Here is a 16133-nt window from a genome sequence, read left to right on the forward strand (position 1 = left end):
GTGATGAAGTGGTGTCGGTGTCAGGCGGCCGCGCGCATCAGGCAGCCATTGCTGTTGGCCGGCTGCGGCAGCTTCATACGGATATCGCAGGCTTGCTGGATGATGCGGAAGCGGGTGCCGCCGTGCTCGTTCGGTTCGATCCGGAAGATGACATGGCTTTCGCGAAACGGCGGTTCGGAATCGCGAAGCCGGTACCGCACCTCTTGACCTGGGATCGATGTCTCAGGCTCGGCGCCCGCAAGATCGCAATCCGGCAGCCAGCGCTCGCGCAAAGCCGGAATGATCACCGCGCGCCAGACCTTGGCCGGCGGCGCATCGAATTCATATTCGAGCACCAAGTCTGTTTTGAGCACCAAGTCTGCGTCGGAGGGATCAGGCTTCACGGCGTCGCTCATTGATCCATCTCCTTCAAGAGATCGGCGAGGGCATCCATACGTTTCGGCCAATAGGCGCGGTAGCGCGCAAGCCACGTCCCGATGGCAACGATTCCTTCGGGATCGACTTCGTAATTCACAAAGCGGCCCTGCCGCTGTTCGCGCACCAGGCCTGCCCCGCGCAGCACCGCGAGATGCTGCGACATCGCCGGCTGGCTGATCTCCAATCCGTCGCGCAAAGCGCTGGCATTCAGGCTTCCGCCGGCCAGCTTCTCAAAGACCTTGCGGCGGGTCGGGTCGGCCAGCGCCTTGAAGATGTCGGCTTCGATCATGGCAAAACATAAGCATACGCTTATGTGTTGCGCAAGCCCCCGATCACTGCAGCGCCTCGCCGTGCTGCGAAATATCCAGGCCTTCGAGTTCGTGCTCGCGGGAGACGCGCAACGGCACGAACAGGCCGACCAGCTTCAGCAGGACGAAGCTCACGCCGGCCGACCAGACGAAGGTGACGGCGACCCCTGAGAGCTGGATCAGAAGCTGCTGCGGATGGCCTTCGAGCAGGCCGGCGGTGCCGCCGATTGCGCTGGCTGCGAACACGCCGGCCAGCAGGGTGCCGGTCAGCCCGCCGATGCCGTGGACGCCGAACACGTCGAGCGAATCGTCATAGTCGAAGCGGTGCTTCAGCCAGGTGCAGGCCCAGTAGCAGACGAGGCCTGCGATCACGCCGATGACGATACCGTGCCAGGGCGCAACGAACCCGGAGGCCGGCGTGATGGTGCCGAGGCCGGCCACCGCGCCGGAGATCATGCCGAGCACGGACGGCTTGCGCCGCGTCGACCATTCGATCGCGCCCCAGGTCAGCGCGCCGGAGCAGGCGGCGAGATGGGTGGCGATGATCGCCAGCACCGCGCGCGAATTGGCTGCGCCCGCCGAGCCGCCGTTGAAGCCGAACCAGCCGACCCACAACAGCCCGGTGCCCATCACCGCGAGCGACAGATCGAACGGGGAGAGATTTTCAGTGCCGTAGCCATGACGGCGTCCCATCACCTTCGCCGCGACCAGGCCGGCGGTGCCGGCCGACAGATGCACCACGAGCCCCCCGGCGAAATCCAGCACGCCCATGCTGGCGAGGAAGCCGCCGCCCCACACCCAATGCGCCAGCGGTATGTAGACGAAGATGAACCAGGCGACCGAGAACAACAGATAGGCCGAGAACCGCATCCGGTCGGCCACCGCGCCCGCGACCAGCGCCACCGTGATGATCGCAAACGTCATCTGGTACAGCATGAACAGCGCTTCCGGGATCGTCTTCGCCGCCGGATTGACGCTGTCCATGGTCATGCCGGCGAGAAACCAGCGGTCGAGCGTGCCGATCCACGGGCCGTCGCCGACGAAGCACAGCGAATAACCGAACGCGACCCAGAGAATGGAGATGATCGTCACCGCGGCGAGGCTTTGCGCCATGGTGGCGAGCACGTTCTTCTTGCGCACCATGCCGGAATAGAGCAGCGCGAGCCCCGGGATCGTCATCATCAGCACCAATGCGGTGGCGACGATCATCCAGGCGGTGTCGGCGGTGTTGATCTCGGAGCCTGCAGCCTGCGCCGGCGAAGCCAGGATCGACGCAAACCCGATCGGCGCGGCCATAGCGGCCGCGCGGCGCAACAATCCCGCCATGTCGTTCCCCCAGCTATTGATTGCGTCGCACGCTGTGGCGCCGTTGCCGGGTGCGATCGAAGAAGGAGAGCGTTTTCGAGCGAAGTGGATACCGATTCGCGTAAGGAAAACGCGTCAGAACAAATATCTAGAGCGCGTCGCTGTCGGTCTCGCCGGTGCGAATGCGGGTCGCGTGATCGATCGGCGTGACGAAGATCTTGCCGTCGCCGATCTGGCCAGTGCGCGCGGTCGCAGTGATCACGGCGACGGCCTTCTCCGCGATATCGGAGGCAACCGCGATCTCGATCCGCAGCTTCGGCAGGAAATTCACGACATATTCGGCGCCGCGATAGATCTCGGTATGGCCCTTTTGGCGGCCATAGCCCTTCACTTCAGTCACGGTCATGCCGTGGACGCCGATCGCCGTCAGCGCCTGGCGGACTTCATCGAGCTTGAAGGGTTTGATGATCGCGACGACGAGTTTCATGGTCAGGCCTGTTCCCCGGGGATGCGCCGCGCCGTATGTCCCCGGCGCAGCGTCAATCTGGCATCTTTCCGGGCAAATGGCATAAAAATGTTGCAGATTGAAGCGGAAAAATCGTTGGACCATGTGAACGGCCGCCTCTGTACAGGGCAGCCGTTCATCCTCCACAATGCGTTTTTGGCATGGATGCGATGAACCCAAGCGTCGCGGCCGGTACAAAACTATGTTTGAGGGGGACGCTTTATGGCGAGTTGGTTCTACGCATCCGAGGGCAAGCAGCAGGGGCCCTATCAGGAAGGTCAATTCCGCGACCTCGTCGCCCAGGGAGTCGTGCGCCCGGATACGCTGGTGTGGTCGGAGGGCATGGCCGGCTGGCAGAAGGCCGCCGAAATCCCCGGCCTGATCGGCCACGGCGGTGCGCCCCCGATGATGCCGGCTGGCGGCCCGCCGATGATGGGCTCCGGCGGTTACGGCGGCGGTGGCGGCGGAGGATCGCTGGCGGTCGATTTCGGCATCCTCGAGTTCACCTGGCGCAGCATCGTGATGCTGATCGGGATGTGCTTCATCATCCCGGTGCCGTGGGTGTTCGTCTGGTACACGAAATGGATCGTGTCCTGTGTGAAGGTCCCCGGGCGGCCCAATCTCAGCTTCACCGGCAATGCGATGGCGCTGGTGCCCTGGTATTTCGGCTTCATCGTTCTGGCGATCGTGATCGGGTTGATCGGCGCCCCGTTGCTGAGCAATTTGCTGTTCATCGCCCAGATCGTTCTGTACTGGCTCCTGATCAAATGGATGGTCGCGAACCTCGCCTCCAACGGGCAGCCGCTCGGCCTGAGCTTCACCGGCACGGTCTGGGCCTATGTCGGCTGGAGCCTGCTGTTTGCGATCTCCATCATTACCATCATCGGCTGGGCCTGGGTCGCCGCGGCCCAGATGCGCTGGTTCTGCCGCAGCATCGAAGGCACGCGGCGCGAGATTGTCTTCAACGGCAGCGGTCTCGGGATTCTCTGGAGGGGCATCGTGGCCGCATTCCTGTGCGGCTTCATCATCCCGATCCCGTGGGTGTATCGCTGGATCATGAACTGGTTCGCGTCGGAGACCGTCCTGGCTCCGCGAGGATCGCTCCGGGCATGACCTCGAGAGGCATAAGCGCGATCGATCGTGCTTATGCGTCCTAGGCTTTCCGTTCGCGCACCGAGCCTTCCTGCGCGACGGAGGCCACCAGCGTGCCGTCAGGCTTGAAGATCGAGCCGCGGGTCAAGCCACGGCCGCTTCGGGCGCTCGGCGAATCCTGTGCGTAGAGCAGCCATTCGTCGGCGCGGAACGGCCGGTGAAACCACATCGCGTGGTCGAGGCTCGCCGGCATCATGCGCTTGTCGAACAGCGTGCGGCCGTAGCGCGCCATGATGGCATCGAGCAGCGAGAAGTCGGACGCATAAGCCAGCGCGCACATGTGCAGCGCCGGATCGTCCGGCAGCGTCGCTGCGGTCTTGATCCAGACATGGATGCGGCCGTCCTCGATCTTTTGGCCGAAATAGCGGCCGAGCTCGACCGGGCGCAGCTCGATCGGACGGTCGGATTCATAGTAGCGGCGGATGAACTCCGGCATCTCCTTGAACATCGGCTGCTTCGCCACTTCCTCGGCCGTGAGCTTTTCCGGCGGCGGCACGTCGGGCATCTTGTCCTGGTGATCGAACGCGCTCTCCTCCTCGGCATGGAACGACACCATGATCGAGAAGATCGCGTTGCCGTGCTGAATCGCGGTGACGCGGCGCGTCGAGTAGCTCTTGCCGTCGCGCAGGCGCTCGACCTGGTAGATGATGGGGATCTGCGGATCGCCCGGCAAGATGAAATAGCAATGCAGCGAATGCGGCAGCCGGCCCTCGACGGTGCGGCACGCTGCAACCATCGCCTGCCCGATCACCTGGCCGCCGAACACCCGTTGCCAGCTGGTCTTCGGACTGTTGCCGCGAAACAGATTCACCTCGAGCTGTTCGAGGTCGAGGATCGAGATGAGGTCGATCAGGCTCTTGGACATGCTGGTGCTTTCAAAATGCCTCGTCATTCCGGGCGCACGGAGTGCGAACCTGAAATCTTGAGCTGACGACCTCTGGATTCCGGGTTCGCGCTCGCGCGAGCCCCGGAACGACGGAATGAGGCCGTTCCGCCCTTGTTTCACCGCACTGTTTCGCCCACCTCAAGTCTGGTAGCAAGACCAAGAAAACGCGAAGACTTAGCCGGGAATTGGGTATGTCGGTACAGGGTAGCATTGTCATCGGTGGCGGCGCGTTTGCGGGCCTGGCGCTGGCTCTGGCGCTGCGCCAGGGGCTCGGCCCCGAGATCCCCGTCATCGTCGCCGACCCCGCGCTCGGCACCCGGACGAGCCGGGACCCGCGCGCCACCGCGATCGTGGCAGCCTGCCGCCGCCTGTTCGAGGCGATCGGCGCCTGGGACGACGTCAGGGGCGAGGCGCAGCCCATCCTCGACATGATCGTCACCGATTCCAAGCTGGAAGACGCCACCCGTCCGGCGTTCCTCAACTTTGCCGGCGATGTCGCGCCGGGCGAGCCCTTCGCGCATATGGTCGAGAACCGCCGCCTGATCGATGCGCTGGTGGTGCGCGCCGAGGCCGAGGGCATCGATCTCCGCGCGACCACAGTGTCGTCTTACAACGCGCGGGCCGAAGGCATCGACGTGACGCTCGGTGATGGCAGCGTGATTGCCGCGAGCCTCCTGGTCGCGGCCGACGGTGCGAAGTCGAAACTGCGCGAGCGCGCCGGCATCGCCACCCATGGCTGGGAATACGATCAGTCCGGCATCGTCGTCACTGTCGGGCATGAGCGCGATCACGAGGGCCGCGCCGAAGAGCATTTTCTGCCGGCGGGTCCGTTCGCGATCCTGCCGCTTTCAGGCAAGCGCTCCTCGCTGGTTTGGACCGAGCGCCGCAGCGAAGCCGCGCGTATCGTTGCGTTGAGCGATGAGGAATTTCACGGCGAGCTCGAGCAACGCTTCGGCCTGCATCTCGGTGAGGTGAAGGCGCTCGACAAGCCGCGCGCGTTTCCGCTGTCCTATTTCGTCGCACGCTCCTTTATTGCCCAGCGCCTCGCGCTGGTCGGCGATTCCGCCCACGTCATCCACCCGATCGCGGGCCAGGGTCTCAACATGGGGCTGAAGGACGTCGCCGCGCTGGCCGAAGTCGTGGTCGATGCCGCCCGGCTCGGCATGGATATCGGCGCCGCCGACGTGCTCGAACGTTACCAGCGCTGGCGCCGCTTCGACACCATGGCCATGGGCGTTGCCACCAACTCGCTGAACTTCCTGTTCTCCAATCAGTCGACCTTGCTGCGTACCGTGCGCGACATCGGCCTCGGCCTCGTCGACCGCGCCCCGCCGCTGAAGAACCTGTTCATCCGCCAAGCCGCGGGTTTGACCGGTGAGATACCGCGGCTGCTGAAGGGCGAGGCGCTGTAGCGCCGCGCTGACGCCTCACTCTCCGCCGTCGTCCCGGACAAGCACGCCTCAAGCGCGCGCAGATCCGGGACCCACACGCCGCAGCAATAGTTTTGCGAAGACTCGGAGTGACCAGCTCGCGCAACAACCCAATTCGGTGGTTATGGGTCCTGGCCCCCGTGCGCAATTGCGCACTAGGCCTAGACGACACCTGGGGTGCGGCGCGGTCATCGCGCCAAACGACCACCGGGCCACAAGTCTCTCAATCGATCTTACGGGCCTCTTCCGGCAGCATGATCGGGATGCCGTCGCGGATCGGATAGGCGAGCTTGGCGCTGCGCGAGATCAGCTCCTGCTTTGCGGAATCGAACTCCAGCGGACCCTTGGTCAGCGGGCAGACCAAAATCTCCAGCAATTTGGGATCGACGCTGGCTTCGGGGCGTTCGGTGGGCGCATTCATGGGGGTCTCCGGCGGTCGGTTGCCTCTAGCATAAAAAATCGTAGCAGCCCATCGCATCGCCTCAAGCGGAGACCATGCGCAGGATCTCGTCGAGCAGACCCTCGAGCCGCGCGGCGGGTAATGGCGGGCCCGACAGGGCGAAGCCGAGAAACGTCCAGTACAGGATTTGCGCGCGGGCTCGCGCCGTCGCCGCTTCGAACCCGCGCTTCCTCAGCAGCTCCTCGATATAGTCGAGCCTGCGCCGGTCGATGGCACGCACCGCCGTTTGTGCCGCCGCATCGAAGGCCGCCCAATTCCGCACCGCGCGCTCGAGGTCGAGCCGCGCGCTAAAAGTCCTGAGCAGTAGCGCTTTCAGCGGCTCGTCGCTGTCCGCCTCGACATCGGCGATGATCTGCTCGGCCGCGATCTCGCGCCAGCGCTTCAAGAGAGCAGCATGGAACGCGCCGAGATCGGCGAAATGCCAATAGAAGCTGCCGCGCGACACCCCCATGGCTTTCGCCAGCGGATCGGCCTTCAGCGCGGTGAAGCCGTCTCTCGCGAGCGCCTTCAGGCCCTGTTTGATCCAGTCGTCGGCGGTGAGCTGTTCGGCCATGTCGGGTTCCGGATTCGACCATACACTAGTGTATTGACAGCCGGCAGGCCAGCGCTTATCTCGCCATACAGAGCTGTATGGAAAAAGTTTTCAGGAGTTTTGACGATGCGTGATCTCTTGCTCCAGTGCGCCGGGGTCGTAACCATTATCGTGGCCCTCATTCATGGCATTCTCGGCGAGACCAAGGTCTTTGCGCGCGCCCGCATCGAGCCGGAACGGCTCCGCACCCTGATCCGCCTGGTCTGGCAGGCCTCGACCGTCGCCTGGATCGGCAGTGGTGTGCTTCTGATCGCGGCGCCCTGGATGGAATCGGAGCCGGCGCGCCACTGGATCGTCGTCACCATGGCCGGCGTGTTCGGCTTCGCCGCTCTCGCCAACGCATGGGCAACGCGCGGTCGCCACTTCGGCTGGATGGCGCTCAGTGCTGTCGTCGCGATGGCGGCTGCCGGCTACTAGGCGCGGTATATCGCAGTCATGCTGTTGTGAGGCGAAAGGCCGCATCGACGCGCCAAATGCACGTTGCGCACGGAGGGCGCTGAGCTTTTTCGGATCGTTAGAATATCTCTAAAGGCTTCCGCCGTAGCTGCGGATTGACTTCATCATGTGCTTTGCTTCCTTCGGTCCCGCTTCGCCTCAGGGCGTAGCGCCCACGACAGAAGAGGAGACGTTCGTGAAGGTTATTCGTGTTGTTGCCGTTGCATTGACGATCGGGATTGGCATGGGATCGGCCGCCTTGGCCGATGGTTTCAAGGACTGCACCAAGCTCGACAAGGCGTCGTGGAAGCCGGCGAGCGAAGCCGAAGCCAAGGCCAAGGCGCTCGGCTACGAGGTGCGGCGCTCCAAGATCGAAGGCTCGTGCTACGAGGTCTACGGCGTCAAGGAAGGCAAGCTTTACGAGCTGTTCTACAGCCCCGAAGATCTCAGCCTGAAGCACACGATTGCGAAGTAGACCGCGCGAGATGGTCTGCGCGCAAATGTCTGCGCAAAGTCATGCCTGAGGGTGGTCCTCGCTTGATCGAAGAAACGGTGCCGCACGCACGCGGGGAGTCCAACCGGACCCCCGCGGATCGAGCCGTTGCGCGGACAGTCGCGGTCTGGGACCTCCCGCTGCGGCTCTGGCACTGGGCGCTCGCGGCTTGCGTTCTGGCCGCGTGGTTCACGCCGACCGTCTATGACGGACTTCACCGCATCGTCGGTTATACCGTACTCGGGCTTGTTGCGTTCCGTCTGGTCTGGGGTCTTTGGGGAAGCCGCTATTCGCGCTTCCGCATGGTCGGCGTCAGGCTTCGGGCCGCACCGGGTTATCTCTGGAATCTGCGCCGCGGCATCACCGGCCGCTATATCGGTCTCAATCCCGCCGGCACGTTGATGCTGGTGGCGCTGCTGGTCTCGCTCGCGGTCTCGACGATATCAGGCGCGATGTCGGTGACCGTGACATTTTTCGGCGTCTGGTGGGTCGAGGACACCCACCACTATTCATCCGACGCGGTCATCGTCCTGGTCGTGCTGCACGTCTTGGGCGTGCTGATGATGGGGCGCCTTCAACGCGAGAACCTGATCAGCGCGATGATCACCGGACGTAAGCGCATCCGCGGTCATTCCTGAGCGCGCACGCACCGATCACTGCAGCGGCGGATCGCCGCTGGTGCGCTTCTTCGCGAGATCCATCTCGGTGACCGCGACCAGGATTTCGGCGCGGGTCTTCAGGTCGGGCGCTTCAAGCATCGCTTGCTTCTCGGCCACGCCATAGGGCGACATCATCGCCAGTGCGTTGACGAGCGCTTCGTTCGGGGCGGTCTCGACGCCCTCCCAGTCGACCTTGAGGTCGTTGGCCTTCAGAAAGTCCGCCAGCACCGTCAGCAGTGCTTCGCGATCGACCTCCTCCTCGCCCATGCGCGGCGTGAAGTCGTCGACGAAGGCAAAGAAATCCACCTTGCACTGCCGGTAGGCGGTGAGCACTTCGAGCTCCTCGAGCACTCTAAAGCGCGAGACGCCGGTGAGCTCGAGGATGTAGCGGCCGTCGCCGGATTCGGCGAGCTGGGTGATGCGGCCGACACAGCCGACACGGAACAGCGCCGGCTTGTCGGAATTCTTGGGCGAGTGCGCGATGTCGGGCTGGATCATGCCGATCAGGCGATGGCCATCGCGGAAGGCATCGTCGACCATCGCGAGGTAGCGCGGCTCGAAGATGTTGAGCGGCATCTGCCCGCGCGGCAGCAGCAGCGCGCCCGGCAGCGGAAACACCGGAAGGATCTCCGGAAGGTCGGCGGGCCCGCGATATTCGATGTTGATCGGCATCTGCAGGGTTCCCTGGCCTTGCCAGCGCGCGTCAGGAAAACAGGATGATCGACAAGCGCTTGCGTCCCTCGACGGTTGCATCGTCCGTGCCGCCCCAGGCCTCGAAGAACTGCACCAGCTGCTTGCGGGCGCCGTCGTCGTTCCATTTGCGGTCGCGCTTGATGATCGCGAGCAGCTGCTCTGTGGCCGCTGCCCGGTTGCCTTGCGCGTTCAGCGCGATCGCGAGGTCGAATCGGGCCTGATGATCGAGCGGGTTTGCGGCGACTTTCTGTTCCAGCTCGGCGACGGGCCCGAGCTGCTCCGCCTGCTCGGCGAGATCGATCGCGGTCTGCACGGCTTTCACAGCGGGGTCGTTGCGCTTGGATTCCGGCACCATAGCGAGCGTCTGCTTGGCCTGCTCCATCGCGCCGGAGACGGCGTAGCATTTCGCGAGCCCGGCAAGGGCTGCGATGTTGGTCGATTCGAGCTGCAGCACTTCCGCGTAGATCTGGGCGGCCGCGGCGGCATCGCCCTCGGCGAGCACGGCCTCGGCTTCCTGGAGGATTTCCGCGATATTCGGCTCACCCGGCGCGGTCACGCCCTTGGTTAGCTTTTCGATGAAGGCGTTGAGCTGACTCTCTGGGACCGCACCCATGAAGCCGTCGGCCGGCTGGCCGTTGACGAAGGCGATCACTGCCGGGATCGACTGGATGCCCATCTGGCCCGGGATCGCCGGGTGCTGGTCGATATTCATCTTGACCAGCTTGACCTTGCCCTTGGCGGCCTTGACCGCTTTTTCCAGCAAGGGCGTGAGTTGCTTGCAGGGCCCGCACCACTCCGCCCAGAAGTCGATCAGCACCGGCTGGCGCTTCGATTCCTCGATGACGTCCTTCACGAAGGTCTGGGTGGTCGTGTCCTTGATCAGATCGGCGGCAGCCGGGCCCGCTGCTCCGTTACCCTGGTCGATGATCGTCACGGGATCCCCTCGTCTGATGTCTGGAATTGGCGGGTCTTTAGCACGTCGCCAATTCATATGCTTCGCTGTTGGCCCTAAATTGGGCCGGGACGGCCGAATTTCAATCCATGCGTGCCGATTCGACGGTTCCGGGGCATTTTTGGGTCATTTGGCCGCGTTCGGGTTCATATTGGGCCTCCGATTGCGCATCTATGCCGCCGGTAGCTGTTGCATTCCCCTCCCGCTTTTGGCATACGACAGCCGTTGCCGGCGCAGTCATGCGACCGACACAGGATGCGGGTGTAGCTCAGTGGTAGAGCACGACCTTGCCAAGGTCGGGGTCGAGGGTTCGAGCCCCTTCGCCCGCTCCAATTTTTCTCCCAAAGCATCCAGCCGAACCGGACGGGCACGTGTTCTTCCACGCCGCTGGCGGCTGTATTGGGTCACGAATGACAATTCTGGTCACCGGCAGTGCAGGCCATCTCGGGGAAGCCCTTCTCCGCACGCTCCACGGGCGCGGTTCGCCTGCGCGTGGGATCGACCTGAAGGCGTCATCCTTCACCGATGCCGTCGGCTCGATCGTCGATCCCGATTTCGTGCGGGGCCAGATGGACGGCGTCTCCGCGGTGATCCACACCGCGACGCTGCACAAGCCGCATGTGGTGACCCACAGCAAGCAAGATTTCATCGACACCAATGTCATCGGCACGCTCAACCTGCTCGAAGCGGCTGTGGCCGCTGGCGTGCGTAGCTTTGTCTTCACCAGCACGACCAGCGCGTTTGGCTCGCAGCTTCGCTCCGAGGCGGGACAGGCCGCGGTGTGGGTCACCGAGGACCTGCCGCCGATCCCGAAGAACATCTACGGCACGACCAAACTGATGGCTGAGACTCTCTGCGAGCTGTTCTGTCGCGAGCGCGGCCTGCCTGTCGTGGTCTTGAGGACCTCGCGCTTCTTCCCGGAAGACGATGACGATCCGGCGATGCGATCGGCTTACGCTCCGGAGAATGCGCGGGCCAACGAGCTGCTCTATCGCCGGCTGGATATCGCGGATGCGGTGAGCGCCCATCTGCTCGCCGCCGAGCGTGCGCCGAACATCGGTTTTGCCCGCTACATTGTGTCAGCGACGAGCCCGTTCGAGCAGCGCCATCTAACAGCACTTGCACGTGACGCGGCCGCTGTGGTGCGTGAGCTCTATCCGGATTGTGCGGAGCTCTTTGCGGCGCGCGGCTGGCGACTGTTCCCAGCGATCGACCGTGTTTATGTCAATGAGCGCGCACGGCGCGAGCTGGGCTGGCGGCCCGAATTCCACTTCGCGCATGTCTTGAACTGCCTTCGCGAGGGCCGCGATTTTCGCAGCACGCTGGCGCGCGATATCGGGTCGAAGGGCTATCATGAGACGATTTTCGACGATGGTCCCTACCCCGTCGCCACGTAGTCGCCACCTTTGCTAATTCGCTCGACGCGTCAGATGTCTAGCCGGGGTCACCGGCAGCAAGATGGCCAGAGCATTTCTACTGTGCATGGGGTTGTTTTCGCGTTTTTTTGTTCCGGAGCTCCTGCTGCCCGCAATTTAGCCGCGCGCGATTTTGATTCCGCGCTGCAGCGAGAGCGTTGTCGTCGCGGCATTCGCCATCGTTGACTTTCCGTCTCAATTTTTATTGAGCGCTATCGCAGCGCACGCGGCGCGCTTCTCTCCGCGGGCAGATGTGCTAACCTTTTTCGTCTGTCCTCTCGACAGAGTCCAAACTTCGCCTCTCGACTAGCAAAACAAAATAACGTGCAGCCCTGATGGCTGCCTTAGGGGAGTGACGCGATGAAATTCCATCGATCCGTCTTTCAATCCGTCCTGGCGCTTGCAGCGGTTGCCCTTCTCGCGGGGACAAGCGCCGGTCACGCGCAGCAGCAGGACAAGAACAAGCCGCTGAAGAAATACGAATCCGGCACCAAGGAGTTCTGGACCCATCCGCCGGACGACTGGTTCCTCGGCGACGAGACCGAGGCGCAGAAGGGCCTGGCGCCGCCGTCGGGTCCGCCGACCGGCGCGTCCGACGCCGAGCTCGCCAACATCGTCAAGAAGGTCAAGCTGCCGCCGGGCTTCAAGATGGAGGTCTACGCGTCCGGTGTGCTGGCCGCGCGGCAGATGGCCTGGGGTGACAAGGGCACGCTGTTCGTCGGATCCTTCGGCCTCGGCAACGTCTATGCCATCAAGGACAACAACGGAAAGAAGGAAGTCAAGACGATCCTGAAGGGACTGAACATGCCCACGGGTCTGGCTGTCAAGGACGGTGCGCTCTACGTCATCGCGGTCGACAAGCTGATCCGCTACGACGACATCGAGAACAAGCTCGACAGTCCCGGCGAAGGCAAGGTCGTCTATGACGACATGCCGTCCTATGCCGCGCATGGCTGGAAGTACATCGCGGTCGACAAGGAAGGCTGGTTCTACATTCCGTTCGGACCGCCCTTCAACATCGGCGTGCCCCCGACCAGCGTGTCGCAGATCCGCCGTGTCGATCCCAAGACCGGCAATGCGGAAATCTATGCGCTGGGCGTTCGCAACTCGGTCGGCGGCGACGTCGATCCGCGCACCGGCAAGTTCTGGTTCACCGAGAACGCCCGCGACTGGATCAGCGACGATCTGCCCTCGGACAAGCTGAACATGATCAGCAGGATCGGCGAGCACTTCGGCTATCCCTACTGCCACCAGGGTGACCTGCCGGATACCAAGTTCGCGATGGGCCACAAGTGCTCCGAGTTCACGCCGCCCGTGCTGAACCTCGGTGCCCACGTCGCTCCGCTCGGCATGAAGTTCTATACCGGCGACCAATTCCCGGCCGAGTACAAGAACAACATCCTGATCGCCGAGCACGGCTCCTGGAATCGTCACAAGTACCAGGGCGGTCGCATCATGCGCGTGATCGTCGGGCCCGACGGCAAGAACGCCAAGCAGGAGGTGTTCGCCTCCGGCTGGATCGAGGGCGACCAGGGCTATCTCGGCCGTCCCGACGACATCATCCTCGCCAAGGATGGCTCGATCCTCGTCGCCGACGATTGGGCCGGCGCGATCTACCGCATCAGCTACAGCAAGAAGTAGCGTAAGATGACACGAGGCTGCGGTGCCGAGGGGCACCGCAGCCTTTCTCATTTCATTTTCGCACGTCGTCGCCCGGAGTTGGGCGCCGCTTGCGCACAGGTGCGGAACCCATAGCCACGAACGCGGGTTATGGAATTCTCAGATGCGCAATTGCGCATCATAGCTCGCGCTTCTTCGCCCCGGAATGACGCGTTCGATAGATCGGAAATTCCAATCATGCGCCGGCAGTTCATCTCGCACGCAATCAGCGCGGTTGCGCTCGCAGCGCTCGGTTCTCTCCCCACAAGCGCCGCCGACAATGCCGCGATCAAGGAGAAGGCCGCCGTCTGCGCCGGCTGTCACGGCGAGAACGGCATCTCGCAGACCGAGAACATTCCTTCGCTCGCCGGGCAGCCCGATCAATTCCTGCAATGGCAGCTCGTGTTTTTCCGCGCCGGCTCGCGCAAGAACGACCAGATGCAGCCCATCGCCGAGGAAATTACCAACGAGGACGTCCGCAATCTCGGCGCTTATTTCGCAGCGCTGACGCCGCCGACAGCGGCGGAGGACAAGGATCCGGACCTGTCGAAAAAGGGCGCCCAGGTTGCCGCCGGCCGCCGTTGCGCATCATGCCATACGGATAGCTTTGCCGGCACCAAGGCCGTCGCGCGGCTGGCGGGACAGCGCGAGGAATACCTGGTCAAGGCGCTGCACGACTACAAGAGCAGCCAGCGCGTCGGCGGCGGAGGCGCGGCGATGGCCGATGTCGCCTATCACATGAGCGATGAGGAAATCACCGCCGTCTCGCACTATCTTGCGTATTTCAAATAGCGCGCGATGTGCTGCAAAACTCCACCGTCGTCCCGGACAAGCGAAGCGCAGATCCGGGACCCATAACCACAGGGAGTGGTTTGGCGAAGACTCGTCGTGACCAGCTCGGTTCATAACCACGGCCTGTGGTTATGGATCCCGGGCTCGCGCCATGCGCGCCCCGGGATGACGATCGAGCGAGGGGCCTTACCCCGCCCGCTGCTTCTCATACGCCTTCAAATGCGTGTACGCGATGCGCAGCTTCGGTACCGGCACCTTGGCGGCGTCGGCGCGGGCGATGAGATCGCCGATGACGTGATCGGCCTCGACCGGCAGGCCCGCCTTGACGTCACGGAACATCGAGGCCGTCATCGGCGAGCCCTCGGTTGTGAGGTTACCCTTCACGCGCTCGAAGAACGGCCCGCCCGGCGAGTAGCCCGACGCGGCGGCGATCGCGCTGGTCTCGTCCAGCATGCCGAGCAGGAAATCCCTGCCGCCGGGAGCGGCGAGAATATTGCCGACAGAGCTGCGCATCAGGCTGGTGGACGCCGCCAGCGAGGACAGGAACACCCATTTCTCCCACATGTCCTGCATGATGTTCTGGCTGGCGCTGGCCCCAACGATGCCGCTCTTGAAGGCCTCGTCGATCGCCTTGACGCGATCCGACAGCTTGCCGTCGCGCTCCCCGTAATTGATCGACTGCATCGGCTGCAGCTGCACCACCTCACGCTTCTCGTTGAGCGTCGCGGCGATGGCGCAGAGGCCACCGAGCACGCGCTCCTTGCCGAACTTGCCGTCGAGGATGTCGAGATGCTTCATGCCGTTGAGCATCGGGATGATCGCGGTATTCGGCCCGACTGCTGCCGCGAACGACTTGATGGCGTCAGCGAGGTCGAAGGCCTTGCAGCTGAGCAGCACGACCTCGAACTTTTCCTTGAGCGCGTCGGCCTGAACGGTTGGCGGATTTTTCAGCGTCACGTCGCCGTTCGGGCTCTTGATAACTAAGCCAGCGCTCGCGAGCTCGCTGGCGCGCCGTGGCCGGACCAGGAAGGTGACGTCGCGGCCGGCCTGCAACAGCCTGCCACCAAAATAGCCGCCGATGGCGCCAGCGCCGACCACGAGGATACGCATGGGATTGTCCTTGTTGTTTCTTGATTGCTTCTTGCCGTCGTCGTTGTTTCTTGCCGTCGTCCTGGCGAAAGCCAGGACCCATTACCCCGACTGCATGTTGTCGGGCAAGTTGAAGCCCCAGCTCGTCCCAGCCATAGCCTTCGGTGGTTATGGGTCCTGGCTTTTGCCAGGACGACATCGGAGATGATGGCTCGATCTGTCCATCATACGAAAATCACTTCCCCGACACCATCTCCTCTACCTCGCGCAACTGCTCCTTGCCGAAGAACATCTCGTTTCCGACGAAGAAGGTCGGCGAGCCGAACGCGCCGCGCGCGACTGCCTCTTCGGTGTTCTTGATCAGTCTGCCCTTCACCTCGGGTTCCCCGGCGCGGGTGAACAGTTTTTGCGCGTCGAGGCCGGAGGACGCCAGCGCCTTCGCCGCGATTTCCGGATCGTCCATCTTCTTCGGCTCGCGCCACATGTGGTGGAAGGCGGCCTCGACATATGCTTCGAACACGCCCTCGAGCTGCGCCGCGATCGCCGCGCGCATCAGGTTCAGCGTGTTGACCGGGAAGAACGGATTCATGACGTAGGGCTGAACCTGGAAGCGCTTGACGAAGCGCTCCGTCTCGACCGCGTGGAATTCGCGCTTGTTCTTGATACCGGCGAACGTCTCGGCCGGCGACTTGTTGTTGGTCGACTTGAAGATGCCGCCGAGCAGGATTGGCACGTACTCGAACTTGACGCCGATGCGCTGCTCGATGGCGGGGATCGCGAGATGACTGAGATAGGCGTTCGGGCTGCCGAAATCGAACAGGAATTGCGGGGCTGTGCGGGTCAAAATCATCCTCCCTGACGTCGCTTTTTCGCATTGTGGCGCAGCGCGCG

Annotated in this window: 19 protein-coding genes and 1 tRNA gene; 9 read left to right on the forward strand and 11 right to left on the reverse strand. The window is 63.4% G+C overall.

Annotated features, from left to right (window positions below; genetic code table 11):
• Nucleotides 1–20: 20 nt before the first annotated feature.
• From AC0L27_RS14870 to AC0L27_RS14885, 4 genes are all read right to left on the reverse strand, one after another.
• Nucleotides 21–395 (reverse strand): SRPBCC family protein, encoded by a 375-nt coding sequence (locus AC0L27_RS14870; protein WP_354209757.1) that lies wholly within the window; start codon nucleotides 393–395, stop codon nucleotides 21–23.
• Entirely contained in the window at nucleotides 392–706 is a 315-nt protein-coding gene (locus AC0L27_RS14875) for an ArsR/SmtB family transcription factor (protein WP_275169024.1), read from the reverse strand. Before AC0L27_RS14875 ends, AC0L27_RS14870 begins: the two co-directional genes overlap by 4 nt.
• 43 nt (nucleotides 707–749) lie before the next feature.
• Nucleotides 750–2051, reverse strand: coding sequence for an ammonium transporter (locus tag AC0L27_RS14880; protein ID WP_354209756.1), 1302 nt, complete (start codon nucleotides 2049–2051; stop codon nucleotides 750–752).
• Between the two features lie 127 nt (nucleotides 2052–2178).
• Nucleotides 2179–2517 (reverse strand): P-II family nitrogen regulator, encoded by a 339-nt coding sequence (locus AC0L27_RS14885; protein WP_007598647.1) that lies wholly within the window; start codon nucleotides 2515–2517, stop codon nucleotides 2179–2181.
• Between the two features lie 240 nt (nucleotides 2518–2757).
• Between AC0L27_RS14885 and AC0L27_RS14890 the strand changes: the two genes are divergently transcribed.
• On the forward strand, nucleotides 2758–3648 hold the full coding sequence (locus AC0L27_RS14890) for a DUF4339 domain-containing protein (protein ID WP_354209755.1): 891 nt from the start codon (nucleotides 2758–2760) through the stop codon (nucleotides 3646–3648).
• A 40-nt stretch (nucleotides 3649–3688) separates the two neighbouring features.
• On the opposite strand, the gene tesB is transcribed toward AC0L27_RS14890, so the two are convergent.
• Nucleotides 3689–4552 (reverse strand): acyl-CoA thioesterase II, encoded by an 864-nt coding sequence (gene tesB / locus AC0L27_RS14895; RefSeq protein WP_211394983.1) that lies wholly within the window; start codon nucleotides 4550–4552, stop codon nucleotides 3689–3691.
• Between the two features lie 212 nt (nucleotides 4553–4764).
• Between tesB and AC0L27_RS14900 the strand changes: the two genes are divergently transcribed.
• Nucleotides 4765–5985, forward strand: a complete 1221-nt coding sequence (locus AC0L27_RS14900) for a ubiquinone biosynthesis hydroxylase (RefSeq protein WP_354209754.1) — start codon at nucleotides 4765–4767, stop codon at nucleotides 5983–5985.
• 241 nt (nucleotides 5986–6226) lie between these two features.
• On the opposite strand, the gene AC0L27_RS14905 is transcribed toward AC0L27_RS14900, so the two are convergent.
• Together AC0L27_RS14905 and AC0L27_RS14910 are read right to left on the reverse strand one after the other, a co-directional pair.
• Nucleotides 6227–6424: a Trm112 family protein gene (locus AC0L27_RS14905; protein WP_007598651.1), complete on the reverse strand. Its 198-nt coding sequence runs from the start codon at nucleotides 6422–6424 to the stop codon at nucleotides 6227–6229.
• 61 nt (nucleotides 6425–6485) lie between these two features.
• Nucleotides 6486–7016, reverse strand: coding sequence for a TetR/AcrR family transcriptional regulator (locus AC0L27_RS14910; protein WP_354209753.1), 531 nt, complete (start codon nucleotides 7014–7016; stop codon nucleotides 6486–6488).
• Nucleotides 7017–7121: 105 nt separating this feature from the next.
• On the opposite strand from AC0L27_RS14910, the gene AC0L27_RS14915 reads away from it, so the two are divergent.
• The 3 genes from AC0L27_RS14915 to AC0L27_RS14925 all read left to right on the forward strand — a co-directional run bounded on the left by AC0L27_RS14915 (nucleotide 7122) and on the right by AC0L27_RS14925 (nucleotide 8621).
• Nucleotides 7122–7472, forward strand: coding sequence for a hypothetical protein (locus tag AC0L27_RS14915; RefSeq protein WP_354209752.1), 351 nt, complete (start codon nucleotides 7122–7124; stop codon nucleotides 7470–7472).
• A 214-nt stretch (nucleotides 7473–7686) separates the two neighbouring features.
• On the forward strand, nucleotides 7687–7965 hold the full coding sequence (locus AC0L27_RS14920) for a PepSY domain-containing protein (RefSeq protein WP_247357338.1): 279 nt from the start codon (nucleotides 7687–7689) through the stop codon (nucleotides 7963–7965).
• 62 nt (nucleotides 7966–8027) lie between these two features.
• The gene (locus AC0L27_RS14925; protein WP_354209751.1) at nucleotides 8028–8621 is read left to right on the forward strand and encodes a cytochrome b/b6 domain-containing protein; all 594 of its coding nucleotides are present in this window, start codon (nucleotides 8028–8030) and stop codon (nucleotides 8619–8621) included.
• 15 nt (nucleotides 8622–8636) lie between these two features.
• Here the strand turns inward: AC0L27_RS14925 and AC0L27_RS14930 are convergent, their stop codons facing one another.
• Both AC0L27_RS14930 and trxA read right to left on the reverse strand, forming a co-directional pair.
• The gene (locus tag AC0L27_RS14930) at nucleotides 8637–9314 is read right to left on the reverse strand and encodes an LON peptidase substrate-binding domain-containing protein (protein WP_354209750.1); all 678 of its coding nucleotides are present in this window, start codon (nucleotides 9312–9314) and stop codon (nucleotides 8637–8639) included.
• A 31-nt stretch (nucleotides 9315–9345) separates the two neighbouring features.
• Entirely contained in the window at nucleotides 9346–10269 is a 924-nt protein-coding gene (trxA, locus tag AC0L27_RS14935; RefSeq protein ID WP_354064914.1) for a thioredoxin, read from the reverse strand.
• Between the two features lie 275 nt (nucleotides 10270–10544).
• On the opposite strand from trxA, the gene AC0L27_RS14940 reads away from it, so the two are divergent.
• The 4 genes from AC0L27_RS14940 to AC0L27_RS14955 all read left to right on the forward strand — a co-directional run bounded on the left by AC0L27_RS14940 (nucleotide 10545) and on the right by AC0L27_RS14955 (nucleotide 14153).
• Nucleotides 10545–10619: transfer RNA gene (locus AC0L27_RS14940), tRNA-Gly, on the forward strand.
• A gap of 78 nt (nucleotides 10620–10697) precedes the next feature.
• Nucleotides 10698–11684: an NAD-dependent epimerase/dehydratase family protein gene (locus AC0L27_RS14945; RefSeq protein WP_354209749.1), complete on the forward strand. Its 987-nt coding sequence runs from the start codon at nucleotides 10698–10700 to the stop codon at nucleotides 11682–11684.
• 378 nt (nucleotides 11685–12062) lie between these two features.
• Nucleotides 12063–13343 carry a PQQ-dependent sugar dehydrogenase gene (locus AC0L27_RS14950; RefSeq protein ID WP_275169042.1) on the forward strand — a complete coding sequence of 427 codons (1281 nt, stop codon included), beginning with the start codon at nucleotides 12063–12065 and terminating at the stop codon, nucleotides 13341–13343.
• A 216-nt stretch (nucleotides 13344–13559) separates the two neighbouring features.
• The gene (locus AC0L27_RS14955; RefSeq protein ID WP_354209748.1) at nucleotides 13560–14153 is read left to right on the forward strand and encodes a c-type cytochrome; all 594 of its coding nucleotides are present in this window, start codon (nucleotides 13560–13562) and stop codon (nucleotides 14151–14153) included.
• Nucleotides 14154–14339: 186 nt separating this feature from the next.
• Here AC0L27_RS14955 and panE read toward each other — a convergent pair whose 3' ends face one another.
• Together panE and AC0L27_RS14965 are read right to left on the reverse strand one after the other, a co-directional pair.
• Entirely contained in the window at nucleotides 14340–15263 is a 924-nt protein-coding gene (gene panE, locus AC0L27_RS14960) for a 2-dehydropantoate 2-reductase (RefSeq protein WP_354209747.1), read from the reverse strand.
• Between the two features lie 214 nt (nucleotides 15264–15477).
• Complete coding sequence (locus tag AC0L27_RS14965) at nucleotides 15478–16092, reverse strand: 2-hydroxychromene-2-carboxylate isomerase (RefSeq protein WP_473305872.1); 615 nt, start codon at nucleotides 16090–16092, stop codon at nucleotides 15478–15480.
• Nucleotides 16093–16133: the final 41 nt, after the last annotated feature.

Source organism: Bradyrhizobium sp. Ken51 (assembly GCF_055807435.1).

Coding starts and splice junctions, on each gene's coding strand:
- AC0L27_RS14965 (WP_473305872.1), bottom strand. CDS start 16,092: ATGATTTTGACCCGCACAGCCCCGCAATTCCTGTTCGATTTCGGCAGC.
- AC0L27_RS14955 (WP_354209748.1), top strand. CDS start 13,560: ATGCGCCGGCAGTTCATCTCGCACGCAATCAGCGCGGTTGCGCTCGCA.
- AC0L27_RS14905 (WP_007598651.1), bottom strand. CDS start 6,424: ATGAATGCGCCCACCGAACGCCCCGAAGCCAGCGTCGATCCCAAATTG.
- AC0L27_RS14890 (WP_354209755.1), top strand. CDS start 2,758: ATGGCGAGTTGGTTCTACGCATCCGAGGGCAAGCAGCAGGGGCCCTAT.
- AC0L27_RS14880 (WP_354209756.1), bottom strand. CDS start 2,051: ATGGCGGGATTGTTGCGCCGCGCGGCCGCTATGGCCGCGCCGATCGGG.
- AC0L27_RS14900 (WP_354209754.1), top strand. CDS start 4,765: ATGTCGGTACAGGGTAGCATTGTCATCGGTGGCGGCGCGTTTGCGGGC.
- AC0L27_RS14945 (WP_354209749.1), top strand. CDS start 10,698: ATGACAATTCTGGTCACCGGCAGTGCAGGCCATCTCGGGGAAGCCCTT.
- AC0L27_RS14950 (WP_275169042.1), top strand. CDS start 12,063: ATGAAATTCCATCGATCCGTCTTTCAATCCGTCCTGGCGCTTGCAGCG.
- AC0L27_RS14915 (WP_354209752.1), top strand. CDS start 7,122: ATGCGTGATCTCTTGCTCCAGTGCGCCGGGGTCGTAACCATTATCGTG.
- panE (WP_354209747.1), bottom strand. CDS start 15,263: ATGCGTATCCTCGTGGTCGGCGCTGGCGCCATCGGCGGCTATTTTGGT.
- AC0L27_RS14930 (WP_354209750.1), bottom strand. CDS start 9,314: ATGCCGATCAACATCGAATATCGCGGGCCCGCCGACCTTCCGGAGATC.
- AC0L27_RS14875 (WP_275169024.1), bottom strand. CDS start 706: ATGATCGAAGCCGACATCTTCAAGGCGCTGGCCGACCCGACCCGCCGC.
- AC0L27_RS14870 (WP_354209757.1), bottom strand. CDS start 395: ATGAGCGACGCCGTGAAGCCTGATCCCTCCGACGCAGACTTGGTGCTC.
- tesB (WP_211394983.1), bottom strand. CDS start 4,552: ATGTCCAAGAGCCTGATCGACCTCATCTCGATCCTCGACCTCGAACAG.
- AC0L27_RS14910 (WP_354209753.1), bottom strand. CDS start 7,016: ATGGCCGAACAGCTCACCGCCGACGACTGGATCAAACAGGGCCTGAAG.
- AC0L27_RS14885 (WP_007598647.1), bottom strand. CDS start 2,517: ATGAAACTCGTCGTCGCGATCATCAAACCCTTCAAGCTCGATGAAGTC.